The following is a 23,414-nucleotide window of genomic DNA, read 5'->3' on the forward strand; positions in this document are numbered from 1 at the left end:
TATTTTATCTTAGCATCATAAGCTTGGTGCACATTCAATAAATGAAGGTGATAAATATGAATCAAATCTATAAAAGAAACAAATATATAATTGTACCCGTAAATAGTGACTATCTAGTAATAAATACAAATAAAGTATTTAAAAAGGGGCACACACACGTAAAGAAAATAAATACGGCAAAAATGTTAATAGATTTTGCTATATTTAAGGAAATTCCTAAAAACCCATACTTTATAGGAAATTTAATAAGAATAAGTGATGATGAGACCTACATTGAAAAACTAAAAGGATTAAGTTTAAAAAATAAAGAATTAAAATTAAAGGTTGGTAGCTAACGTCTAGAACTTATTATGTGACTAATAATAAGTGGATAGATGTATAGGTTAGCCATCTGCCACTTATTAGTACATAATTATAAAATGAAATATAATATAGGCTTTTTTCATAGAACTGAATTTCAGGTTCAGTTTATTTAGAGAAGTCTATATTTTTTTATATTTGCAACGAAGCTAATGTCTATTGTGTGAAACGTGGATAAATATTAATAAAAGTTGGAGTTTGATATCATGTTATCAATAATAATGCCGTTAAATTGACAGTTTGTTTAAATAAAAGTATAATGTGCATATAAATCTTAAAATGAAATGTGGGGATAAACAATGTACAGTGTTGATTTGAATTGTGATTTAGGAGAAAGCTTTGGTGCTTATAAAATAGGACAAGATGAAGAAATTCTTAAATTTATTACTTCAGCAAATATTGCTTGCGGATTTCATGCAGGAGATCCTAATGTAATGAATAATACAGTGAAATTAGCACTTTTAAATAATGTTAGTATAGGGGCACACCCTGGTCTTCCAGACTTAATAGGTTTTGGTAGAAGAAATATTAAAATAACCAGGGAAGAAACATATAATATGGTAGTTTATCAAGTAGGAGCTTTATCTGCGTTTGTAAAGGCAGAGGGAGGAAGACTACAACATGTAAAAACACATGGAGCTTTATATAACATGGCAGCACGTGATGAAAAGTTAGCTGAAGCTATAGCCGAGGCAGTATATAAAATTGAGCCAGAGCTTATTTTATTTGGACCTTATCAGAGTGAATTAATTAAAGCTGGAAAAAAGTTAGGCTTAAGAACAGCAAGTGAAGTTTTTGCAGATAGAAATTATAGGGTAGATGGCTCATTAACTCCAAGAGGAGAGAAAGATGCTGTTATTACAGATACTGAAAAAGCTGTCAATAGGGTTATAAGGATGATAAAAGAAGGAAAGGTTATGTCCGATCAAAGTGAGGATATAGAAATAAAAGCAGACACAATTTGTATTCATGGAGATGGTACTCACGCACTTGAATTTGCAGACAAAATAAGTAAGGCCATTAAAAAAAGTAATATAGATATAAAGAGTTTTGAGATGGAGAAGTTGAAAAATGAAAAATAATGTTAAAATTTTTTCTATAAATGAAGTATCTATAATGCTTGAATTTGAAGGAGGAATAGATGCTGTAACTCAAAAAAAAATCAAAACTTTATGTGATTATCTTGATGCAAATCCATTTATGGGAATGATAGAGTATATACCTGCCTACACTAATGTTATGGTGATTTATGATCCTGTAATTGTAAAAAAGAATTTATATCATAGACCTGCTTATGAAACAGTAAAAACAATTCTTCAGGGTATAGTAAAGAAACTAGATTTTTCAAATATGAAGGAGCCTAGAGTTGTAAGCCTTCCAGTATGCTATGGAGGAAAATTTGGACCGGATTTAGAGTATTCAGCTCAGTACTCTAATATGTCAAAAGAAGAATTTATAAGGGTACATGCTAGTGGAAAGTATTTGGTACATATGATAGGTTTTGCCCCAGGATATCCTTATCTAGGTGGAATGGATGAAAGAATTGCGGTTCCAAGAAAAGAAACACCACGCACTGCTGTTCCCAAAGGGTCAGTAGCAATAGGTGGAGTTCAGACTGGAGTTTATTCCATAAGTACTCCAGGAGGTTGGAACATTATAGGGAGAACTCCAATAGAGCTTTTTAGACCAAATGATAAAAATCCAAGCTTTCTTAGAGCAGGTGATTTAGTTGAATTTGTACCAATTAGCGAGGATGAATACGAAAGGCAGGTAGTTGAGTAATGAAAATAGAAGTTTTAAAACCAGGATTACTTACTACTGTACAGGATATTGGCAGGTATGGTTTTCAGAATCAAGGAATACTTGTAAGTGGTGCGATGGATACTTATGCAATGAGACTTTCAAATATTTTAGTTGGAAATGACGAAAATGAAGGGGTAATAGAGGTTACGTTAATGGGACCTCAGCTTAGGTTAGAAAAGGGCACACTTTTAGCAATAACAGGAGGAGATTTATCACCAACCTTAGATAATGAACCAGTATCAATGTATAGACCAATATATTTGAAAAAAGATAGTATTTTAAAGTTTGGGACTGTAAAATCTGGATGTAGAAGTTATATTGCTTTTGCAGGAGGAATGGATGTAAAAAAGGTTTTAGAAAGCAAAAGTACTTATCTTAGAGGAGGTATAGGTGGTTTTAAGGGTAGAGCGTTAAAAAATGGAGATATAATTAATATAAATAAAGAAAAAAGTAAAGTTGCTTTTAGAATTATTAGAGGTTTAAAAGATAATAATAATTTTAAGATAGCTTCTTGGTATGTGAAAAAGGAAAAGTTGTCCAATGAATTAAGGGTGGTTCGTGGAGTACAATTTGATCTTTTTAACAAGAAAAGCAGAGAGGATTTTTTTGCTTCTGACTTTGAAGTAACACCAAGTTCAGATCGAATGGGGTACAGACTTATAGGAAAAAAATTAAGCTTGAAAAAGGAGTTCGAAATGCTTTCAGAAGCTATCTCATTAGGTGCGGTGCAGGTACCACGTGACGGAAATCCTATAATTCTTTTAGCAGATAGACAAACTACAGGAGGTTATCCTAAAATAGCTCAAGTAGTGCAGGTGGATTTGTACAAAATAGCTCAAATGAAGCCAAAGGCTAAAATCAGTTTTAAAGAGATAAGTTTAGAAGAAGCAGAAAAGCTATATTTTCAAAGGGAAAAGTATATTCGGGATGTTAAAATGTCCATAGGATTAATTTGATTTTTAAAAACTAGTAATGTAAAATAGAAAAACTAAGCAATAGATTTTTGAATTTATTACTTGGTTTTTTATCATTATAAAAATAATAAAGGCTTGACTATATTCTTAGGAATAGTAAATTATAAGTAAGGAGTGAAGAATATGAATAGTAGAATAAAAAGAGTAATAGATAATATGAAAAAGCATAACTTAAGTCAAATAATAGTGACATCACCTTCCAGTGTATTTTACCTATCAGGAGCTTTAATTGATCCAGGTGAGAGGTTAATGGCAATGTATATAAATGTTAGCGGGAAGGTTACATTCATTATTAATAGTCTTTTTAAGAATAGTAAAGGATTAGGAAATAATGAAATTGTAACTTATGATGATAGTGAGGAGCCTATTCCTATTCTTTTAAAAATAATTAATGAGGATAGTACACTTGGAATAGATAAGAATTGGCCAGCACATTTTTTAATAGAACTTATGGAAAATTCTAATATGAAATTTATTAATTCCTCACCAATTATAGATGAGGTAAGAATGATAAAAGATGAAGAGGAAATAAAAGTTTTAAGAGAGTCTTCAAAAATAAATGATAAGGTTATGGAAGAACTAATAAAATATATTGAAGAAAGTAAAACAGAAAAAGAAATGGCAAAAGTAATACAAGAAATCTTTCAAAAGAATGGAATAGAGAAGCTTTCTTTTGAAACTATTTGTAGTTATGGTAAGAATGGAGCAGATCCACACCATATGCCGGATGATACTAAGTTAAAAGAAGGAGATTCTATAGTTATAGATATGGGAGGAGTGTATAATAACTATTGTTCTGATATGACAAGAACTTTTTTCTATAAAGAACCATGTGAAGAAGCAAAAAAGATTTATGATATAGTAAAGAGAGCTAATGAGGCAGGAAAAAATGCAGTAAAACCTGGTGTTAAATTAAGTGATATAGATAAAATTACTAGAGAGGTAATAGAAAAAGAAGGTTATGGCGAGTACTTTACACATAGAACAGGTCATAACATTGGTATAGAAGATCATGAATTTCCTTCTGTAGGAGGTAACTCGGATATAAAGGCACAAGTTGGAATGGTATTTTCAATAGAACCAGGTATATATATTCCTGAAAAGTATGGAGTTAGAATAGAGGATTTAGTAGTTGTAACGGAAACAGGCTGTGAAGTTTTAAACCATGTGAGTAGAGATATGAATATATTATAGTGAAATTTTTAAGAAGTAGGGGTGATTATTTTGGCTATTGCACAAGCAACAATAATACCTGTAGGTACAGGTTCAACTAGTTTAAGTAGCTATGTGGCAGCATGTGAAAATATACTTAAAGACGAAAAAGAAATAAAATATCAATTAACTCCAATGTGTACAATATTTGAGGGAGAATTAGATACAATAATTAAAGTTATAAGAAAAATGCATGAAATTCCTTTTAAAAATGGAGCAGAAAGAGTTATTACATCTATAAGTATAGATGATAGAAGAGATAAGAAGGCATCTATGGAACAAAAATTAAATTCTGTTAGAGAAAAATTAAAATAGTAAAATGTATAAATTAAAAGGAGAGTATAGATGGTAAAATGTAAGAATCTTTTTGAAAATAAAAATATAGAAGTAGTAGAGACTAAAGGAGATGTAAAAGTTCTTGAGTATAAAAAGGATTTGAGTGTAAATGCTGCAGGGGCTATGGCTGCATATTTTGCTTCTGAAATGAACATTAGAAAGAGACAAGTGTTGATAGAATTGAATGGCAATGCTTATACAATAAGTGCAGGAGCTATGCAATGGACTTCAGGAAATGTTAGTATGGCTGCAGATGTTAAAGGAATAGGCGATTTCTTCGGTAAGGCTCTATCATCCAAAGTAACAAAAGAATCTGCAATTAAACCTAAATATCAAGGAAATGGTTTATTGATGTTAGAACCTACATATAGACATATTTTACTTGAAGATGTTTCTGATTGGGGTGGAATGGTAATAGATGACGGACTTTTTCTTGCTTGTGAATCAAGAGTAAAGCAAAATGTTGTAGCGAGAACTAATCTTTCTTCAGCAATGCTAGGTAAAGAAGGTTTATTTAATTTATGTCTTAAAGGTGAGGGAATTGCTGTATTAGAGAGTCCTGTTCCTAGAGATGAGCTTATAGAATTTGTACTTGAAAAAGATGAAGTTAGAATTGATGGAAACTATGCAATTGCTTGGTCAGATTCATTAGAGTTTAGAGTTGAAAAATCAAGTAAAAGTTTGATTGGTTCAGCGGTTTCAGGTGAAGGCTTAGTGAATGTTTATCGTGGAACAGGAAGAATACTTATGGCACCAATACAATAAAAGGTAGCACATGGTAAAAGAAATATAAAGATAAAAATGAATATAAAACACCTCTAATGTTAATAATAACATTGGAGGTGTTTAATGTGAAAAATGTAAATAAATTACTAGAAAGTATAGAAAATTTAAGGAGTAAGTTATACAACGAGATAAACTTTAAAGATACTAGATTAACAGATAAAACAGTGTTAGAGGATAGTTTAATACTTAATGAAGAAATAAACGAGTATTATAAGATTATAGATAAAATAAGGCAAAGATACAGTAGAGCTAAATGACTATTATAATATTTGTTATAGGAATAATAATTGGAAGTTTTTTAAATGTATGTACAATAAGAATACCAAAGGGGGAATCTATTATATATCCTCCATCTCATTGTACTAAATGTGGAAAAAAACTTAAATGGTATGATATGATGCCTATATTAAGTTATATTATAATAAAAGGCAGATGTAGATATTGCAATGAAAAAATAGGATTTAGGTATTTTGGTTTTGAAATTTTATGTGGTACTATTTTTTTAATGCTGTATTTAAAATATGGATATAATTTAATAACATTAAAGTATATAGCTTTGTTTTCAGTGCTGTTTATTATTTCAGTAATAGATTTTGATACACAAGTTGTGTATTTGTGTACAACTTTACCTGGCATATTAGTGGGTGTGATTTTTATGGTAATAAATTTGTTTTATAAAAATAGTATACATGAATATTTGTTCGCAGCAATTTTATATTCAGGAATAATTGTTTTAATAAATTTTGCTGGTAAGGCATTTATTAAGAAAACTGTTTTTGGTATGGGAGATGCAGAAGTTATATTTATGTGTGGTCTATTTTTGGGAATGAAATTTAGCATGCTTATGTTATTTATGACAATTATTCTTGCAGGTGCTGTATCAATGATTTTGATGTTATTAAAGTTAAAAAGCAAAACAGATTATGTGGCATTTGTTCCATTTATAGCCATTGCTTCAATGGTTACAGTTCTCTATGGACAAAATATTTTGAATTTTTATAATAATTTTTTTTTATTGTAAAAATCTATTGACAGGTGGAAATAACATGATATAATTTAAACATAAAATGAATTGAGTAATTCATATATGAATACTAGGAAAATTAAATATGGTTATGATAAAGTCTTATCAAGAGAGGTGGAGGGACTGGCCCTATGAAACCCAACAACCAGCATTTTTCATTTGAATGCATGGTGTTAATTCCTGCAAAGTTAATTTTGAGAGATAAGAGGATTATAAAATTTTTTAGTTAATAAAAATCCTCTTCAATTATGAAGGGGATTTAATTTTATACATTTTTAGTAGTAAGAACAGAAAATATAAATAAAAAGGGGATTTTCAAAATGAGTGAAGAAAGAAAATTTGGTTTTGAAACACTACAGGTTCATGCAGGTCAAGTAGCTGACCCTACAACAGGATCAAGGGCAGTACCTATTTATCAAACTACATCATATGTATTTAAAAATGCTGATCACGCAGCAAATTTATTTCAATTAAAGGAACCTGGAAATGTATATTCAAGAATAATGAATCCAACTACTGATGTATTTGAGAATAGAGTAGCAGCTCTTGAGGGCGGAGTTGCTGGTCTTGCAACGGCATCAGGACTTGCAGCAATTACTTATGCAATTTTAAATGTAGCAAGTGCTGGAGATGAAATTGTCGCAGCAAGTACTTTATACGGTGGAACATATGAATTATTTGGGGTTACTCTTAAGAAGCTTGGAATAAAAGTTGTATTTGTAGATCCAGATAATCCTGAAAATATAAGAAAAGCAATAAATGATAAAACGAAAGCTGTATATGGAGAAACTATTGGAAATCCAAGAATAAATGTTTTTGATATAGAAGCTGTAGCTAAAATAGCACATGAAAATAAAATACCACTTATAATAGATAATACTTTTGGTACACCATATCTTATAAGACCGATAGAATTTGGAGCAGATGTAGTTGTACATTCAGCAACAAAATTTATTGGAGGACACGGAACTACAATAGGTGGAATTATAGTTGATGGTGGTAAATTTGATTGGAGAGCTAGCGGTAAGTTCCCTGATTTTACAACACCAGATAAGAGCTATAATGGACTTGTATATGCTGATTTGGGTGCACCTGCATTTGCATTAAAAGCAAGAGTTCAACTTTTAAGAAATACAGGAGCAACACTTAGTCCACAAAGTGCATTCTATTTTCTACAAGGGCTAGAATCACTTTCACTTAGAGTTCAAAAGCATGTTGAGAATACAAGAAAAGTAGTTGAATTTCTAAAAAATCATCCAAAGGTTTCATGGATAAACTACCCCGAATTAGAGGAAAGTCCATATAGAGAATTATCTAAAAAATATCTTCCAAAAGGAGCGGGTTCAATATTTACTTTTGGAATAAAGGGAGGACTTGAAGCAGGAAAGAAATTCATAAACAGTGTTAAATTATTCTCTCTTCTAGCAAATGTTGCAGATGCAAAGTCACTTGTTATACATCCTTCAAGCACAACACATGCTGAACTTAATGAAGAAGAACAAAGAGCAGCAGGTGTAACTCCAGACATGATAAGATTATCAATTGGAGTAGAGGACGCAGATGATTTAATATGGGATTTGAATCAAGCTCTTGAACAAGCATAATTGAATATATATGTAATTATGTTATTATATAATATATAATGACATCTATAAAAGTCGCTGAAGATGTGTCATCTTTAGCGATTTTTTAGTGAGAAAATGAAAGGGTGCTAAAAAATGAATTCTAAAAATATTTTTACCGATAAAAAACTTGTTGTGATATTTGCCACAATATGTTGTTTTCTTTGGGGAAGTGCTTATCCAGGAGTAAAAATAGGGTACAAGCTATTTTGTATAAAGGCAAATGATGTACCTAGTGAATTTGTATTTGCAGGATATAGATTTGCTTTAGCAGGAATAATGGTAATAGTCATATCAATAATACTTCACAAGGATATGAAAATTTTTAATAAAAAAAATGTATTGCAAATTATTATTTTAGGACTTACACAAACGCTTCTTCAATACATATTTTTTTATGTAGGACTTGGATATACAACAGGAACTAAAGGTTCAATAATGAATAGTACAGGAACTTTTTTTAGTATAATACTAGCTAATTTTATATATAAAAACGATAAGCTTAATATCAGTAGAATTCTTGGCTGTATTATAGGTTTTGCAGGAGTTATAATTGCAAATTTTAATTCTGATATACTGAAATTTTCCTTTTCTTTTATGGGGGAGGGCTTTATTATGTTAGCGGCACTTGTACTTTCAGCTTCAAGTATATACGGAAAAAGAATAACCCAAAAATTGGATTCTATGATAGTAACAGGCTATCAGCTTTTTATAGGAGGAATTTTTCTTGCTGGTTTAGGTTTTGTTAATGGAGGAAATTTATCAGGTTTTAATGTTAAGGCAGTAACATTATTAATCTATTTGGCATTACTTTCGGCAACAGCTTTTTCATTGTGGGCAGCACTCCTTAAATATAATAAGGTTGGAATAATATCAATTTTTAATTTTTTAGTTCCTATATTTGGAGTACTCCTATCCGGTATATTCTTAAAAGAAAATATTTTTGAAGTGAAAAATTTAATAGCACTTATTTTAGTATGTTTTGGAATAGTGCTTGTATATGCAGAAAAAACTAAAGTGAAAAGTTAGTCTTTAAAGCAATACGTTACATTATTTTTAAAATTTTACTACTCATATATGGTTATGGAAAATGGAGCATTTTTTAATAATAAGAATATAAAAAATATCCCAAGTTATTTAATAAAATGAACTTGGGATATTAAAGAATATATTAAAAATTAACGATGGTGACAGCACATACTCTTGCAATGTGGATAATAAGGACAAATTGGTCTTCTACGTCTTCTCCTTTTGTGATGATGTCTATATTCTTCATCATCATATAAAGGTTCACTAATATAATCGGTATCAATAAAATCATCATTATAGGATGAGTCAAAATCATCATAATAGTAGGTATCATCATCATATGAATCTCTATTGCCACAGGTAGGACAGTCATAGTCTTGTTGCATTTGAAAATTATTCATGTTTTGAAACATAGCATAAAAAGGACACATATTTTGAACTCCTGCAGGATTCATCATAGGATAAAATGAATTTTTATTGCTTGATTTTTTGTTAGACATAATAGGTAAGTAATTCATAAAAGGGCAAGAATGAAAATCCATATTATAATCTTCGTCCTCTTGCTTATGATTATTTTCCTGTGAACTATTATGATGATGGTGATGGCGGTTATCCTCATTTGAAGGTAGAGGCTCATCTGTTGACATGTCTGCACATATATATTTATTGTAATACATAAAATCCTCCTGAAAATTAACTTCATGAATATACTATGAAATTAACCAGGAGAAGTTTACAAATTTTACTCAAAAAGTATATATATACTGAATAAAATCAGGAAATATATTGTATATGTGGATTAATTTATTATTAATAAATTGTTTTTATAATATAAATACATAGTACATATTTATATTATATTATTACTATAAAGATATATAGATATTGTCCTCCTCAAAACGTCAGTACTTTTTACTGGCGTTTTAATTTTCGGTTTCCATTATGCGTTTGGCATCAATATAGCTGTCTTTTAGTTGTTTTGTTGGATCATCAAAAGGAGAATACCAAGATTTCTTTACCATCATATCCAATAGTTCATGTTTTGTATTTATAGCTGATACGAGCTGAGAATCAAGTACTTGCCTTAATTGAGGATTTATTGCTTGACAAGTGGCTGTTGACAAAGAAATTATGGTATCATCTAAATTTGTCGTGAAATCAGAAGCTATATTGGCATTAGTAAGAGTTTTATCATCTGTTCCTGTTAAGTTTGATATTATTTTCATAAAAGTCCCTCCAGTTTATTATTGATCACCTATGAAATTTTGTATAGATTGTATATTTGCTTTTTCCTTGTCTTTAATTTTACTTAAAAATCCTTTCAATTCATCATCTGTAACCATTTTTAATGTGGAATCCATCTTTTTATATGTAGTTATTTCGCTATGTAGTAATTTAGTTAAATGAAGAATTTCAAAAGCTGCTAGTTTAGAAGATTGCATAAAAATCCCTCCATAAAGTTTTATTATATTTATTAAAATTATTATACGTAATTTTAATAAATGTATACAAAAAAATAAGAGAGTCGATATAATAAGGATATCCGCTCTCTTATTTTTAATATTAGTCTTCAACTACTTCAAATTGATCTTTTCCAACTCCGCATAAAGGACAAAGCCAATCATCAGGAACATCTTCAAAAGAAGTACCTGGATTAACTCCATTATCAGGATCACCCTCAGCAGGATCATAAATATATCCACATACTACACAAACATATTTTTTCATTGATATTACCTCCATTACATAATATACTTTAAAAAATTAGCTTAAATTTAAAAGTTCATCAATCTTAGCTTTATCAAATCCTATTACTATATTTCCATCTATATTTATTACAGGAACACCATTTTGATGAGATAAATTTAACATTTCATCTCTTGCATTCATATCGTCTTGAACATTTGCATCTATAAAATCTATATTTTTAGAAGCTAAGTAAGATTTTGCTTTTGTGCACCAAGGGCATGTTGTTGTTGAGTATACTTTTACCATAATATTTGCTGCTAAGCAGCTTCGCCTCACTTTCAATATTTAATAATTTATATTAAATAATAATAATTATTGTTTAACTATATTATAGCACTTATCCAAAATAATGCAATAGTTAAATTTAAAATATATCTAGGATAATAGTATATACTTTTATGTGAAAAATAATCGCAACCAATAAGGAATATATTTAAAATTACTAAGCATAAAATATTATATAAATTAATATTCATATTTGGATTTTTGGATATTGAAATAGGAGTTAGTCTGTGTTGGGAGAAGTAGGATGAGTAAAAACACTTTAGAAGATAATATTTTATACATAATAGGAGAATATTTGTGGCTTTTTATAATTTCTAGTTTATGTTTTTTTATAGTGAATATACCTTTTATTTTTTGTTCATATGTATATATAAAAAGTAAAAGTTATATGATTTTTAAAATTATAATGGTTCTATCTGTATTCTGCGGACCTTCTATTTTAGCATTGTTTTATGAAATGAATAAGGTCATAGAAAAAAATGATATATCAAATAACGTTATGAAAAAGTTTTTTCGTGGTTATAAAAAAAATTTTTTTGAAGGTATTTTTTATTGGAGTTTGATTTTAATAGCTTACATGGTATTTAATTTTTATTTTAGAAATTTAAAACCTCTAGGCGGAATTAATAGTGAGGTATTTAGAGGAGTATTATTGGGAAGTAAAATTCTTTTTTTTGCATTTGTTGTGATTGTTTTTGATGTGATTTCAGTGATTTATATTAGAGCAAAAAGAGTTATAAGAATTACTTTTCTTTTATATAAAAGTAATTTGAGAATATTTGTAGAAATAATAGCTATAATATTAATTTTTTATTATTTTATAAATAACATAAACTCTATATTTATAATATTTGTAAGCTTTTTTTGTTATATAATAGCTTATGTTTCAAGACCAATTTTAACTGAGGCTAAGAGAGAGTTTTTTAATATTGAAATATGAAATTGTTAACCTAAGTAGAAAAAAATCATAATATAATTATAGATAAATTTTTATCTAAATTTTATATTTTAGGGGGTATAAGAAAGTGAGTGAGTTTAATTTCACTCCAATTGGTACAACCTTTGTTTATTCGGCAGCGCCAACTAAGAACTATAGTACGCTGGATACTATTTATGTAGGTAAAGCTCAAACTGGAACAGATTTTTATAGAGGGATACTTCAATTTGATTTATCTAAAATTCCAATTGAAGCTTCAGTATTAGCAGCAAAGCTTAAATTATATGTAAATTATAATTTAAACTCTGCATTAAAACAAATTAAGTTGTATCAGATATTACAAGGCTATGCAATAAATACTGTAACATTTAATACGCAGCCAATTATAAATAACAATTATGTTAGTTATATTAATTTGACCAATGAAATTAATGAAGTTATTAATATAAATTTAACTAATTTGGCTAGTCAGTGGCATAAGGGAGAAGCAAGCAATTTTGGTGTTGTAATTAACGGAGAGGAAGCTAGTCAAGGATCAATAGTAGGTTTCTCAAGTATTAATACTATAAATAGTAGTCAATGGCCTAGATTAGATGTTGAATTTTCAAATGGAAGTTCTTCAAATAGAGTTCTCACAAGCTATGGAACAGAAAATTATACAACAGCAGATTCTATTATGACATCAAATGCAATACCTCTTGGAGTTGGAAATGGTACTTTTGCAATTAGTAATGTTGGTTTAAATAGTGCGCAGGTTGAAATTCAATTAAGTAATGATCAAAATCGATGGTTTTATGATGGTTTAAGCTATGAAAGCAATGTAGTGTTACAACCAGGTAATACAACGATTGTAACTTCTAGAGGAAATATGGCTTATATGCGAATAGCATACAGCTCATATGAAAAAGGCAAGTCAACAGAAATTAGTATAAGTCCATCTGTTTTAACTTGATGTAAAAAGTTATACATGCAGATATTGTATGTATAACTTCAATTTGATTAGTTAAATATTAATATGATATACTTAAGAACAAAAAGTAAATCAAGGAGATAAAAAATGCTAATAGTAGTAATTATAATTTTGATTATATTAAGTTCAAGAGTGTTTATAGATAATAATGTTATTCAAATCTGTAAATATAAAATATTCTCTAAAAGATTGCCGAAAGAATTTAATGGATTTACAATTGTGCAATTAGCAGATCTCCATAGTAAAAGATATGGTGATGATAATGCAAAATTAATAAACAAGATAAATAAGATAAATCCTAATGTAATTATGGTTACAGGTGATATGATAAATGATGATGGAAATTACAGTGTTTGTATAAAGCTACTTGAAAATTTGAGCTCAAAATATAAGGTTTATTTTATAGTTGGAAATCATGAACAAAATTTAAGAATACTTAATCCACATAAATATAATAATATGATGGCAGAACTTATGAAGATAAAAGTGGACGTTTTATTAAATGAAAAAAGAGAGATTTTATTGAATGGGAAAATAATAAATTTATATGGTGCATTTATGGAGTCAAGATATTATAGAAATATGCTTGATAAAAAATCAAAAAGTATAGAGTTTACACTAGAGGATCTTGAAGAAAATATAGGTCAAGCAAATAGTGAATTGTATAATATTTTGATGATACATAATCCTATTTTTTTTGAAACATACAGTGACTGGGGAGCGGATCTTGTATTATGTGGACATATGCATGGGGGGATGGTAAGATTTCCACTTATAGGGGGAGTATTTTCACCAGAAAATAATTTGTTTCCCAAGTTTTGCAGTGGTATATTTCAACAGAATAATGCAAGTATGATAGTAAGTAGAGGTATTGGAATAGGAAGTTTTGGTTTTAGATTCTTTAATAGGCCGGAATTAACTGTTATTACTTTGAAAAATAAATAGAAGGTAGTATGCTATCTTCTATTTATTTTTTATAGTTAAACTAAATTTCAAAATTGTTTACTGTATTTAAAAGATTACTTGCTATAACATTAAGATTTTGTGCATTAATGGCAACTTCTTGAGAAGCACTAGCAAGATTATTTGAAGAAACAGCAACGGAATCAGAGGTTTTAGAGTTCTTTATTGCAACAGAATTTAAAGTATCTAGTTTTGAAAGTAATGTGTTTTTTGAGGAGGATATTTCACTCATTGAAGTATACGAATTTTCAATAAGAGGAAATATATTATTAATAGATTCAAATATATTTTTAAATTGTATAGCAGTATTTTTTATAGAAGAAGATTGAGCCTCAAAGTATGTTTCCATATTTTTGGTGGTAGATATTACTTCACTGGTGTTATCATTTAAGGAAGCCGTTAAGGAAGTAATTTTATTTGTTAAACTCTGAGTTTGTTCGGCTAATTCTCTGATTTTTTCTGAAACAACTGAAAATCCACGTCCAGCCTCACCAGCTCTAGCAGCTTCAATTGCAGCGTTTAAAGCTAAAAGATTTGTATCTTCAGATATTTCATTTATAAATTTTGTTGTATCTACTATTTCTGTTATGGATGCATTAAGGGTTCTTATTTTGGTAACAACCGCTTGAAAGGAAGTTTTTATAGTATCCATAGAAGTAAGTAAATTTGTAATTTCACTCTCACCTAAGTCAATTTTTGAATTGGCAGTGTCACCTTCAGTTTTTACAGCCCCTAATTTTGTGGATATTAACTGCATATTATGGTTTAAACTATTTAGAAGTTCAGAGACTTTGGCTAAATCTGAAACTTGTAAATTAGCACCAGTTGAAACAGTTGATATTATTTTTTCAACTTCTTCGGTGGAAGATGATAGTTCTTCAGAGGTTGAGGTTAAGTTTTGCGATTTATCTTGAATTTCATTTGAAGAATCTTTGATTTTAACTACTATTTCTTGAATTTTATCCATCATAGTATTAAAAGCAGAAGATATGTTACCTATTTCGTCATTATATTTTATATCAGCTCGTACAGTAAGTTTTCCAGAAGCAGCTTTTGTCATAGCATACTTTATATTTTTAAGCGGATCTATTTTTTTTGATATAATTATATAAATTAGTAATGAACCGATAAGTAAGTTAAGTATAGCTACAAGTAGTGTGAAATAGAGTATGGTATTGGCTGGTTTGTAAAAATCGCTGTCGTATGCACCAACATTAATATACCAATCCCAAGGTTTAAAGTATCCAACTGCATTTGTTTTAGGTTTCATAGAAGTTTCGCCTGGGTTTTTCCAATAAAAATGGATAATACCTTTGTTTTTAGGTGAATTTCCTTCATTAATTATAAGATTTGTTACATTGTTGCCTTTTGGATCAACCATATTGGAAATGTTTTCACCCTCTTTTTTAGGATGCATTTTTTCAATTCCCTTACTATCAATTGCATACATATACGCACTAATATTAAGTTCTAAATTTTTATTAAAAGGACGTGTTTTATTATTTGAATTTTTAGGACCAAGCATTTTTTGACGGAAAATTTCTTGAGCATTTTTTAAAGTTAATTTTTTATTATCCACTTGGTTTTGAAGTATTTCCATTTCTGTAATTGCCATATTAATTCTATTTCTTAATGCATCTTCACCTAAATTGGTAAGTGCCTTTTTTGATTTTGTGTAAACTACAAAGCTTAATATGGACATAGTAATAAAAATAATAATTGAAAAAGATAGAATTAGACAAGATTTTATACCTAATGATTTTTTTGACTTTAGTTTTTTTCCCCTTAACATAAGTTATCACCCTCTCAAATGTATAAAATATTATGTACAAAAGTTTTGTTATTAGAAAAATTTGTAATATAATAATTATACAATTTAAGAAAGGAATTTTCAATAATAGATATAAAAGGTATATATGGTTAAAATATACCTTTTACTTTTATTAGGTTAGTATAAAAATTATAATAAATTCAGTACAATACTTAAGTTTTTACTAATAATACTATCGGCTAACTCAAGATAGTCACCTGAATATATTATTGCTTTATTTGTTAAAAGAGCAGCTAGTCCATGAATAGTACTCCAAATTAATAAAATACTTAAATTTAAATCTTTATCGCTATAGTTTAAGTTTAAAGAATTTAAATAATTTGAAGCAGTTTCTTTAAATGGAACAAAAGCATCTCCCCTAACAAAAGCTAGGCTTTCATCTTGAATTACCAATTTAGTGTTTAAATCATTTATAAAAAGTACTTTGAAATAGTCGGGGTTTTCAACCATGAATTTTATGTAACGTTTGCCAACTTCGACTATTTGTTTTTGAAAATCATTTTGGTATCTAAGTGATGTTTCTTCAAGAGATCTTTTGAATTTTTGTGTTGCCTCAAAAATTATTGCTGAAATCAGTTCATCTTTATTTCTAAAATGCTTGTATGGAGCAGTGTGACTAACTCCACACATCTTTGCCACTTTTCTTAGAGAAAATTCCTCATAGCCTTCAGTAGTTAAAAGTTGTAGTCCGTTTTTTATCATATCTTCTTTTAAATTACCATGATGATACTTGCTTTTTTCCATATTATCAACCTTTCTTAAAATATAGCTAAGATTAAATGTTTCTATTTTTGTTTAGGATAACTGAGTATAGCGGCAACAATAAAAAATCCAGTAGAAATAATATATAGTTTAGTACCTATGAAATGATTTTTTTTAGAAACCATTGATGCAAGTAAAAAGGTTAAACCAGCTAAGCATAAGCATGCTGAAATATAGTAGGTTTTATTTTTTTTCAAAGCTAATCACTTCCGATAATGTTAAATGTGATTTAGTAAAGTTAACTAATCTAACTTAGGGTCTTACTAAATTTAGTTTTACTTTATTAACGTATAAAAAAATAAAAAATTTATATAAAAATTAAAAAAAATAAATAAAATTTTATAAAAAGATTAAAGAAATGTTGCATTTGCTAGAAAAATGGTGTAATATAAGGTTATAATAATTAAATAGTGAAAATGAATAGCATATTACCCGTATATACTTAGAAATAAGGTCTAAGCGTTTCTACCAGACTACCGTAAATTGTCTGACTATGGGTGTTTATAAGTATTTTAGATATTTATAAGCTCCATAATTTTTTATGGAGCTTTTTATATTTTTTAATACTTTAAGTCGGTTTTTTATATAAAACATGTATGATTTATATAATGGATAATTAAGTAATATATTCAATATAATGCTTAATTAAGTATATTTATTATTAAATTAGATATCATATGTTTTATATAATATTTTAGTTAGTCAATGAATCATTACTTAATTAAAGAAAAACACAGTTGAAATATTAATTTACATATTCACTAAAATCTACTATTACTGGTGATCTTGTTTGTGTGTAGATTAGTTTTGACTTGGAATTTTCTGTATTTTTTAAAGTTAAATTTTAGGAGGTAATCATGTTAGATAAGATTTTTCACTTATCCGAAAACAAAACTAATGTTAAGACAGAAATTTTAGCAGGTATTACAACTTTTTTGACAATGGCTTACATACTTGTGGTTAATCCGGATATACTAGGCAAAACTGGAATGCCAGTTAAGGCAATATTTGTAGCAACAGCATTATCATCTTTTGTAGGAACCTTGATAATGGCATTTGTAGCTAATTATCCTTTTGGAATGGCTCCTGGTATGGGACTTAACGCATTATTTACGTATACTATATGTATTAAATTACATTTTTCATGGAAAACAGCTCTTGCAGCATCATTAATTGAAGGTATTATATTTTTAGTATTAAATGTATTTAAAATTAGACAAATTATTTTAAATAGTGTACCTCAGACTTTAAAGTATGCTATAAGTATAGGAATAGGATTCTTTATAACCTTTATAGGACTTCAAGATGCAGGTATTATAGTTGGAAGTAGCGGAACCTTAGTTACACTTGCAAGTCTTAAATCGCCTACAGTATTATTAGCGGTTATAGGAGTGCTACTAATAGCTGTTCTTTACAATAAGAATATAAAAGGCTCATTTGTAATAGGAATGTTAATTATATATGTACTTGGTATAATTTTTGGAGTTGCAAAAGCACCTTCTGGAATAGTATCATTACCACCATCAGTTGAACCAGTATTTTTAAAATTTGACTTTAAAAGTGCAGCAGTTATTGGAATTGTTCCAGTAATACTTACAATGTTATTTATTGATATATTTGATAGTATAGGTACTCTTATAGGGTTAGCTTCAAAGGCAAATTTGCTTGATAAAGAAGGAAACATTAAAAATGCAGATAAAGTTTTAACTGCAGATGCTATCGGGTCAACTTTAGGAGCATGTCTTGGTACTTCAACACCAGTTGCATTTGTTGAGTCAGCTTCAGGTATAGCAGAAGGCGGAAGAACAGGCCTTACAGGACTTACAGTTGCATTACTATTTTTGTTGTCATTATTCTTCTCACCAATACTTACAGTAATACCTTCTTTTGCAACAGGACCAGTACTTATTGTATTAGGAGCTGTAATGATGGAACCTATATCAAAAGTTGATTTTTCAGATTTTACAGAGTGCTTCCCTGTATTTATAACACTAATATTGATACTTTTAACGTATTCAATTACAGATGGACTTGCATTCGGATTTTTATCATATGTTGTAATAAAGGTATTTGGTGGAAAAGCAAAGGAAATTCCAATCCCACTATATGTTATATCAATACTATTTGTTGGAATGTTTGCTTTGTATTAGGAAATAAACTTATTTCATATAGACTGTACCAAAAAATGGTGCAGTCCTTTTTTATTATAAAACTTAAAAAGTTGGTAATACTAACCTTAAAAAAGTATATAATAAATAGTTAAAAAAAAAGCCTATAATTTAATGAAAACGCGTATAAATTAGTTAAAATAATTAAATTCAAAATAAAAGATGATAAAAAATGTGAAATTGAGAATTTGCAAACATAGATTAAAGAATTAACAAAAAAGCAAAGATAGACGACTTTTTTCAACATAATGCAATAATTTAGATAAAAATAAAGCAAAAATTGAAGTTTCATATACATTTAATTAATTATATAATAAAATGACGTTTGTAATACATATTAGGAGGACTTTTATGAAAATCTTCAGAAAAAAATCATTAGATAAGATGATGTTAAGTGCACAAAAAACACATCTTAAGAAAACACTTAAGACAAAAGACATAGCAGCATTAGGAATAGGTGCAGTTGTAGGAGTTGGAATATTTGTAGCAACAGGTGCAGGAGCTCATAAGGCTGGTCCCGGTATTATTATTTCATTTTTATTAGCTGGTTTGGTAGCTTGTCTTTGCGGACTATGTTATTCAGAACTAGCAACAATGTTTCCTGTATCAGGAAGTACTTATTCATATGCGTACATAACCTTTGGAGAGATTGTGGCTATGATAGTAGGTTGGTGTTTAACCTCTGAGTATCTTGTAGCATGTAGTGCCGTTGCATCAGGATGGTCAGGAACTTTTATTGGAATACTAAAAAATGCTGGTATAGTGCTCCCTAAAATTATTACAGCCTCGCCTAGTAAAGGTGGAATTGTAGATTTACCAGCGATTCTTATTACATTGATATTGACGTACATATTATATTATGGAATGAAAGAAAGCTCACGAGTAAATAACTTAATAGTTATTATAAAAATAGCAATTATATTACTTTTTTTAATACTTGGTGCAACTCATATACATGTTTCAAACTATAAACCATTTGCACCTTTTGGGTTTAAAGGAATTTTTGCTGGTGCATCTGTAATATTCTTCTCATATATAGGATTTGATGCTATCGCTACTACAGCTGAAGAAGCTGAAGATCCAGGAAGAGATGTTTCAAGAGGCCTTATAATTTGCCTTGCAGTAGTAAGTTTGCTTTACATTTCAGTGGCTTTTGTTTTAACAGGAATGGTTCCCTATAATAAAATAGTCACAGAGGATGCTGTTCCAGCGGCTCTTGCAAGTGTAGGAATAAACTGGGGTTCTGCGTTAGTTGGAGTTGGTGCAATTTTAGGAATGATATCAACTATGATAGCAGTTCTTTATGGACAAATAAGAGTATTCATGGTTATGTCTAGAGATGGACTTCTTCCAAAAGCACTTTCTAAAGTACACCCTAAACATAATACACCATATATAGCTACTGTTTTAACTGGAGCTACAGCAGCAATAATAGCAGGATTTTTACCACTAGACATTATAACTAACTTTTTAAGTATAGGAACATTGCTAAGCTTTTCAGTAGTCGCATTAGCAGTTTTAGTACTTAGATATAAAATGCCAAATGCAGAAAGAAAATTCAGATGTCCGGCAGTTCCTGTTACGCCTATAGTAACAATAATATGTTGTATAATTTTAATGACTACACTTAAGCCAATAACATGGGTAGCGTTTTTAGTTTGGCTTGCTATAGGAATATTAATGTACATTTTCTATGGTTCAAAACATAGCTCTCTTGAAAATGAAGAAGATAAAGCTAGTTAAAATTGTGGATATAATATCCTCCTTTTGGTATAATAATCTAATGTAAAATATATTGTATGGAGGAATAAAATATGAAAAATCCAATAGCAACAATTGAAATGGAAAATGGAAGTAAGATAAAAATAGAATTATATCCACATATAGCACCAAATACTGTGAATAATTTCATTTCTCTTATAAACCACAATTTTTATGATGGAGTAATATTCCATAGAGTAATACCAGGATTTATGATTCAAGGAGGAGATCCTGATGGAAACGGAATGGGTGGTCCTGGTTATTCTATAAAAGGAGAATTTTCATCAAATGGTTTTCCTAATAATTTAAAACATGAAAAGGGAGTAATTTCTATGGCTAGAACTGGTTTCCCTGATTCAGCAGGTTCTCAGTTCTTTATAATGACAGAAACTTCACCTCATCTTGATGGAGATTATGCTGCATTTGGAAAGGTTATAGAAGGAATTGAGGAAGTTGATAGAATAGTTTCAGTTAAAAGAGATTATTCAGATAAGCCTTTAGAAGATCAAAGAATGAAGACAGTATCAATAGAAACTTTTGGAGAAGAGTATCCAGAAGCGGAAATAATTGAAGAATAGAAAAGCTTAAGTTTAAAGCGGTGAGTTTAAGGAATTTAGTACATAATATCCTTAACTTACCGCTTTTTATTTAGTGTTGACTTTTTTATATAATAAAGTATACTTATAGTATAGAAAGTAAACTTATAGTATACAAGAAAGGAAGAAATAAATGCTAAATCGTAAAGCAATGGAAAAGTTAAATAGAAAAATGAGTATAATAGATGCAGCTGAAAGAGTTTTCTTTGATAAGGGTTTTTATAATGCTACAATGGATGATGTTTCAAAAGAAGCAGAGTTCACTAAAAAAACTATATATTCTTATTTTAAAAGTAAGGAAGAAATATATTATGAAATAATGCTTAGGGGATATAAGATACTAAATGCAATGAATGATAAATTACTAAAGGAAAATAGCAATGATAATGAGATTGAGAATATAAGAAAGATGGGAGAGGTGTATTTAGAGTTTAGCATTAAGTATGAGGGATATTTTAAAGCAATTTTAGAATACAAAAATGATGAGATTTCAAAAAATGAAAGTGTGAATTTAGAACTTTTCAATGAATGCTATAAACAAGGAGAGTATTCCATTAGTTTATTAAAGCAAATTGTTGAAAGAGGAATAAGTAAAAAACAGATCATTAATGATTATGAGCCTGTAGATATAAGTCTTACTTTATGGTCATGTATTTTGGGATTTTCAAGTATGGCTATAAATAAAAATGAGTATACAAAGAAATTTTATAATAGAAATTCAGAGGAAATACTTAGAAATGCACTTGATATTATCCTAAGGTCTATAAGGAGGTAGTTAAGATTGGTAAGAAAAATTGTATTATCTGTAATTGGAGTTGTAATTTCAATAGGAATAATAGTTTTAGCTAGATACTTTATGTCAGTAAATAATTATCAAAGTAAGGTAAAGGATACTAAGATAGAAAATGTTAATTTGCAGAAGGTTGCAGATGGTGATTATATTGGGAGTTATGATGTGAATTTTATAGAGGCAAAAGTAAGTGTTAAGGTTAGAAGTCATAGGATTATTTCTATAAAATTATTAAAGCACAAAACTGAAAGAGGAAAAAAAGCAGAGGTTATAACAGATGAAGTAGTTAAAGCTCAAAGTCTTAAGGTTGATACCATAACAGGGGCTACAAATAGCAGTAAGGTTATACTGAAAGCTATAGAAACGGCACTTAAAAGTGGTGAAAAAGTATGAATGAAGAATATATTCAAAGTGAAATGTTTTGTATGGGAACAATAATAACACAAAGAATATATGGTGAAAATGGAAAGGAAGTAATGCTTGAAGTTGAAAGGGAGATGAGGGCTTTAGAGAAGGCTATGAATTTTTATGATACTTCAAGTGAAATAGGAGTTCTAAATGAATGTGGCTTTGAAAAGGAAATTGAGCTTAGCAAGGAGGTTTATGATGTAATTAGAAGTGCAAAATATTTTTCTGAAATTTCAAGCGGAGCTTTTGATATATGCTTAGCTCCCATTATAAAGTTATGGGGAGTTTTTTCAGATAAAGAAAAGATACCTAGTAGACGGGAAATTGATACTGCACTTAGGTTGGTTAATTGTAGAGACTTAATACTAGATGATAAAAGTCGTACTGTTAGATTATCTAAAAAAAATATGATGGTAGATTTAGGTGGAATAGCTAAAGGATTTGCAGCAGATAAGGCAATTGAAATTTACAAAACTAGAGACATTAAAGCAGCATTTATAAATCTTGGAGGTAATGTAGCTGTGTTTGGTAAAAGGCCAGAAGGTGATGCTTGGTGTATAGGAATACAGAATCCACTAAAGGAAAGAGGGGAAATAATAGCTGCACTTAATATTAATAATAAATCTGTGGTCACTTCAGGAAATTATGTAAGATACTTTCAAAAAAATAATATTAAATATCATCATATAATGGATGGAAGAACAGGCTATCCAGCAAGGTCAAGCCTTTTAAGTGTAACAGTAATTGCAGAAAATTCAATGTTGTGTGATGCTCTTTCTACAGCTGCTTTTGTGCTAGGGATTAATAGGGGAATTGAATTAATTAAAAGGTTTATAGATGTAGATGCAATATTTGTTACAGAAGACAAGAAAATAAAAGTTACACAAAATATAACTGAAAACTTTTATTTAATAGATCGAAATAAATTTAGCTACATATAATTTTGAATTATTAAGTGTTGAGTGCTTTATTTGAGCACTTATTCTTTTATTGAAATTAAGTGATTGCTTTTTCGACAAAATATTTAAGAAAAGAACATATATAACGA

27 protein-coding genes and 2 riboswitches are annotated in these 23,414 nt (G+C 29.0%); of the genes, 20 read left to right on the top strand and 7 right to left on the bottom strand.

Going from position 1 to position 23,414, the window contains the following annotated elements:
• Positions 1-56 precede the first annotated feature (56 nt).
• From CLFE_RS05840 to CLFE_RS05890, 11 genes are all read left to right on the top strand, one after another.
• Entirely contained in the window at positions 57-335 is a 279-nt protein-coding gene (locus tag CLFE_RS05840; RefSeq protein WP_077832234.1) for a hypothetical protein, read from the top strand.
• Between the two features lie 324 nt (positions 336-659).
• Positions 660-1,442, top strand: coding sequence for a LamB/YcsF family protein (locus CLFE_RS05845; RefSeq protein WP_077893499.1), 783 nt, complete (start codon positions 660-662; stop codon positions 1,440-1,442).
• Positions 1,432-2,142 carry a 5-oxoprolinase subunit PxpB gene (gene pxpB / locus CLFE_RS05850; protein ID WP_077893498.1) on the top strand — a complete coding sequence of 237 codons (711 nt, stop codon included), beginning with the start codon at positions 1,432-1,434 and terminating at the stop codon, positions 2,140-2,142. Before CLFE_RS05845 ends, pxpB begins: the two co-directional genes overlap by 11 nt.
• Positions 2,142-3,119 carry a 5-oxoprolinase subunit C family protein gene (locus CLFE_RS05855; protein WP_077893497.1) on the top strand — a complete coding sequence of 326 codons (978 nt, stop codon included), beginning with the start codon at positions 2,142-2,144 and terminating at the stop codon, positions 3,117-3,119. Before pxpB ends, CLFE_RS05855 begins: the two co-directional genes overlap by 1 nt.
• A gap of 141 nt (positions 3,120-3,260) precedes the next feature.
• Positions 3,261-4,331, top strand: a complete 1,071-nt coding sequence (locus tag CLFE_RS05860) for a M24 family metallopeptidase (protein WP_077893496.1) — start codon at positions 3,261-3,263, stop codon at positions 4,329-4,331.
• A gap of 30 nt (positions 4,332-4,361) precedes the next feature.
• Positions 4,362-4,664, top strand: a complete 303-nt coding sequence (locus CLFE_RS05865) for an MTH1187 family thiamine-binding protein (protein WP_077893495.1) — start codon at positions 4,362-4,364, stop codon at positions 4,662-4,664.
• Between the two features lie 30 nt (positions 4,665-4,694).
• A complete protein-coding gene (locus tag CLFE_RS05870; protein ID WP_077893494.1) occupies positions 4,695-5,450 on the top strand; it encodes an AIM24 family protein in 756 nt (251 codons plus the stop codon).
• An 86-nt stretch (positions 5,451-5,536) separates the two neighbouring features.
• Positions 5,537-5,728, top strand: coding sequence for a Spo0E family sporulation regulatory protein-aspartic acid phosphatase (locus tag CLFE_RS05875; RefSeq protein WP_077832241.1), 192 nt, complete (start codon positions 5,537-5,539; stop codon positions 5,726-5,728).
• Positions 5,725-6,492, top strand: coding sequence for a prepilin peptidase (locus CLFE_RS05880; RefSeq protein ID WP_077893493.1), 768 nt, complete (start codon positions 5,725-5,727; stop codon positions 6,490-6,492). The genes CLFE_RS05875 and CLFE_RS05880 overlap by 4 nt, the downstream gene beginning before the upstream one ends.
• 102 nt (positions 6,493-6,594) lie before the next feature.
• Positions 6,595-6,703, top strand: a riboswitch (SAM riboswitch).
• Positions 6,704-6,815: 112 nt separating this feature from the next.
• Positions 6,816-8,099: an O-acetylhomoserine aminocarboxypropyltransferase/cysteine synthase family protein gene (locus tag CLFE_RS05885; RefSeq protein ID WP_077832243.1), complete on the top strand. Its 1,284-nt coding sequence runs from the start codon at positions 6,816-6,818 to the stop codon at positions 8,097-8,099.
• A 114-nt stretch (positions 8,100-8,213) separates the two neighbouring features.
• A complete protein-coding gene (locus tag CLFE_RS05890; protein WP_077893492.1) occupies positions 8,214-9,146 on the top strand; it encodes a DMT family transporter in 933 nt (310 codons plus the stop codon).
• A gap of 149 nt (positions 9,147-9,295) precedes the next feature.
• Here the strand turns inward: CLFE_RS05890 and CLFE_RS05895 are convergent, their stop codons facing one another.
• From CLFE_RS05895 to CLFE_RS05915, 5 genes are all read right to left on the bottom strand, one after another.
• The gene (locus tag CLFE_RS05895) at positions 9,296-9,823 is read right to left on the bottom strand and encodes a hypothetical protein (protein ID WP_077832245.1); all 528 of its coding nucleotides are present in this window, start codon (positions 9,821-9,823) and stop codon (positions 9,296-9,298) included.
• Positions 9,824-10,069: 246 nt separating this feature from the next.
• Positions 10,070-10,372 carry a spore coat protein gene (locus CLFE_RS05900; protein ID WP_077893491.1) on the bottom strand — a complete coding sequence of 101 codons (303 nt, stop codon included), beginning with the start codon at positions 10,370-10,372 and terminating at the stop codon, positions 10,070-10,072.
• An 18-nt stretch (positions 10,373-10,390) separates the two neighbouring features.
• Positions 10,391-10,588 carry a hypothetical protein gene (locus tag CLFE_RS05905; protein WP_077832247.1) on the bottom strand — a complete coding sequence of 66 codons (198 nt, stop codon included), beginning with the start codon at positions 10,586-10,588 and terminating at the stop codon, positions 10,391-10,393.
• A 121-nt stretch (positions 10,589-10,709) separates the two neighbouring features.
• Positions 10,710-10,874, bottom strand: a complete 165-nt coding sequence (gene rd / locus CLFE_RS05910; RefSeq protein WP_077832248.1) for a rubredoxin — start codon at positions 10,872-10,874, stop codon at positions 10,710-10,712.
• Between the two features lie 36 nt (positions 10,875-10,910).
• Positions 10,911-11,141: a glutaredoxin family protein gene (locus CLFE_RS05915; RefSeq protein WP_077832249.1), complete on the bottom strand. Its 231-nt coding sequence runs from the start codon at positions 11,139-11,141 to the stop codon at positions 10,911-10,913.
• A 283-nt stretch (positions 11,142-11,424) separates the two neighbouring features.
• On the opposite strand from CLFE_RS05915, the gene CLFE_RS05920 reads away from it, so the two are divergent.
• The 3 genes from CLFE_RS05920 to CLFE_RS05930 all read left to right on the top strand — a co-directional run bounded on the left by CLFE_RS05920 (position 11,425) and on the right by CLFE_RS05930 (position 14,032).
• Entirely contained in the window at positions 11,425-12,120 is a 696-nt protein-coding gene (locus CLFE_RS05920) for a DUF624 domain-containing protein (protein WP_077893490.1), read from the top strand.
• A gap of 85 nt (positions 12,121-12,205) precedes the next feature.
• Positions 12,206-13,069: a DNRLRE domain-containing protein gene (locus CLFE_RS05925; protein ID WP_077893489.1), complete on the top strand. Its 864-nt coding sequence runs from the start codon at positions 12,206-12,208 to the stop codon at positions 13,067-13,069.
• A 105-nt stretch (positions 13,070-13,174) separates the two neighbouring features.
• Positions 13,175-14,032, top strand: a complete 858-nt coding sequence (locus CLFE_RS05930; protein WP_077893488.1) for a metallophosphoesterase — start codon at positions 13,175-13,177, stop codon at positions 14,030-14,032.
• 40 nt (positions 14,033-14,072) lie between these two features.
• On the opposite strand, the gene CLFE_RS05935 is transcribed toward CLFE_RS05930, so the two are convergent.
• Positions 14,073-15,842, bottom strand: a complete 1,770-nt coding sequence (locus tag CLFE_RS05935) for a methyl-accepting chemotaxis protein (RefSeq protein WP_077893487.1) — start codon at positions 15,840-15,842, stop codon at positions 14,073-14,075.
• A gap of 168 nt (positions 15,843-16,010) precedes the next feature.
• Entirely contained in the window at positions 16,011-16,625 is a 615-nt protein-coding gene (locus CLFE_RS05940) for a TetR/AcrR family transcriptional regulator (protein ID WP_077832254.1), read from the bottom strand.
• Positions 16,626-17,055: 430 nt separating this feature from the next.
• Positions 17,056-17,157: riboswitch (purine riboswitch) on the top strand.
• A 343-nt stretch (positions 17,158-17,500) separates the two neighbouring features.
• Here CLFE_RS05940 and CLFE_RS05945 point away from each other — a divergent pair.
• The 6 genes from CLFE_RS05945 to CLFE_RS05970 all read left to right on the top strand — a co-directional run bounded on the left by CLFE_RS05945 (position 17,501) and on the right by CLFE_RS05970 (position 23,307).
• On the top strand, positions 17,501-18,793 hold the full coding sequence (locus CLFE_RS05945; protein ID WP_077832256.1) for an NCS2 family permease: 1,293 nt from the start codon (positions 17,501-17,503) through the stop codon (positions 18,791-18,793).
• Positions 18,794-19,162: 369 nt separating this feature from the next.
• Positions 19,163-20,554: an amino acid permease gene (locus CLFE_RS05950; RefSeq protein ID WP_077832257.1), complete on the top strand. Its 1,392-nt coding sequence runs from the start codon at positions 19,163-19,165 to the stop codon at positions 20,552-20,554.
• Positions 20,555-20,625: 71 nt separating this feature from the next.
• A complete protein-coding gene (locus CLFE_RS05955) occupies positions 20,626-21,150 on the top strand; it encodes a peptidylprolyl isomerase (protein ID WP_077832258.1) in 525 nt (174 codons plus the stop codon).
• Positions 21,151-21,301: 151 nt separating this feature from the next.
• Positions 21,302-21,943, top strand: coding sequence for a TetR/AcrR family transcriptional regulator (locus CLFE_RS05960; protein WP_077893486.1), 642 nt, complete (start codon positions 21,302-21,304; stop codon positions 21,941-21,943).
• 6 nt (positions 21,944-21,949) lie between these two features.
• Positions 21,950-22,351 (top strand): FMN-binding protein, encoded by a 402-nt coding sequence (locus CLFE_RS05965; RefSeq protein ID WP_077893485.1) that lies wholly within the window; start codon positions 21,950-21,952, stop codon positions 22,349-22,351.
• Positions 22,348-23,307 carry an FAD:protein FMN transferase gene (locus CLFE_RS05970; protein WP_077893484.1) on the top strand — a complete coding sequence of 320 codons (960 nt, stop codon included), beginning with the start codon at positions 22,348-22,350 and terminating at the stop codon, positions 23,305-23,307. Before CLFE_RS05965 ends, CLFE_RS05970 begins: the two co-directional genes overlap by 4 nt.
• The last annotated feature ends 107 nt before the right edge of the window (positions 23,308-23,414 follow it).

Source organism: Clostridium felsineum DSM 794, from assembly GCF_002006355.2.
GTDB classification, from domain to species: Bacteria; Bacillota; Clostridia; order Clostridiales; family Clostridiaceae; genus Clostridium_S; species Clostridium_S felsineum.

Coding starts and splice junctions, on each gene's coding strand:
- CLFE_RS05900 (WP_077893491.1), bottom strand. CDS start 10,372: ATGAAAATAATATCAAACTTAACAGGAACAGATGATAAAACTCTTACT.
- CLFE_RS05945 (WP_077832256.1), top strand. CDS start 17,501: ATGTTAGATAAGATTTTTCACTTATCCGAAAACAAAACTAATGTTAAG.
- CLFE_RS05890 (WP_077893492.1), top strand. CDS start 8,214: ATGAATTCTAAAAATATTTTTACCGATAAAAAACTTGTTGTGATATTT.
- CLFE_RS05905 (WP_077832247.1), bottom strand. CDS start 10,588: ATGCAATCTTCTAAACTAGCAGCTTTTGAAATTCTTCATTTAACTAAA.
- CLFE_RS05920 (WP_077893490.1), top strand. CDS start 11,425: ATGAGTAAAAACACTTTAGAAGATAATATTTTATACATAATAGGAGAA.
- CLFE_RS05880 (WP_077893493.1), top strand. CDS start 5,725: ATGACTATTATAATATTTGTTATAGGAATAATAATTGGAAGTTTTTTA.
- CLFE_RS05950 (WP_077832257.1), top strand. CDS start 19,163: ATGAAAATCTTCAGAAAAAAATCATTAGATAAGATGATGTTAAGTGCA.
- pxpB (WP_077893498.1), top strand. CDS start 1,432: ATGAAAAATAATGTTAAAATTTTTTCTATAAATGAAGTATCTATAATG.
- CLFE_RS05845 (WP_077893499.1), top strand. CDS start 660: ATGTACAGTGTTGATTTGAATTGTGATTTAGGAGAAAGCTTTGGTGCT.
- CLFE_RS05955 (WP_077832258.1), top strand. CDS start 20,626: ATGAAAAATCCAATAGCAACAATTGAAATGGAAAATGGAAGTAAGATA.
- CLFE_RS05935 (WP_077893487.1), bottom strand. CDS start 15,842: ATGTTAAGGGGAAAAAAACTAAAGTCAAAAAAATCATTAGGTATAAAA.
- CLFE_RS05855 (WP_077893497.1), top strand. CDS start 2,142: ATGAAAATAGAAGTTTTAAAACCAGGATTACTTACTACTGTACAGGAT.
- CLFE_RS05930 (WP_077893488.1), top strand. CDS start 13,175: ATGCTAATAGTAGTAATTATAATTTTGATTATATTAAGTTCAAGAGTG.
- CLFE_RS05870 (WP_077893494.1), top strand. CDS start 4,695: ATGGTAAAATGTAAGAATCTTTTTGAAAATAAAAATATAGAAGTAGTA.
- CLFE_RS05860 (WP_077893496.1), top strand. CDS start 3,261: ATGAATAGTAGAATAAAAAGAGTAATAGATAATATGAAAAAGCATAAC.
- CLFE_RS05970 (WP_077893484.1), top strand. CDS start 22,348: ATGAATGAAGAATATATTCAAAGTGAAATGTTTTGTATGGGAACAATA.
- CLFE_RS05940 (WP_077832254.1), bottom strand. CDS start 16,625: ATGGAAAAAAGCAAGTATCATCATGGTAATTTAAAAGAAGATATGATA.
- rd (WP_077832248.1), bottom strand. CDS start 10,874: ATGAAAAAATATGTTTGTGTAGTATGTGGATATATTTATGATCCTGCT.
- CLFE_RS05895 (WP_077832245.1), bottom strand. CDS start 9,823: ATGTATTACAATAAATATATATGTGCAGACATGTCAACAGATGAGCCT.
- CLFE_RS05960 (WP_077893486.1), top strand. CDS start 21,302: ATGCTAAATCGTAAAGCAATGGAAAAGTTAAATAGAAAAATGAGTATA.
- CLFE_RS05885 (WP_077832243.1), top strand. CDS start 6,816: ATGAGTGAAGAAAGAAAATTTGGTTTTGAAACACTACAGGTTCATGCA.
- CLFE_RS05840 (WP_077832234.1), top strand. CDS start 57: ATGAATCAAATCTATAAAAGAAACAAATATATAATTGTACCCGTAAAT.
- CLFE_RS05915 (WP_077832249.1), bottom strand. CDS start 11,141: ATGGTAAAAGTATACTCAACAACAACATGCCCTTGGTGCACAAAAGCA.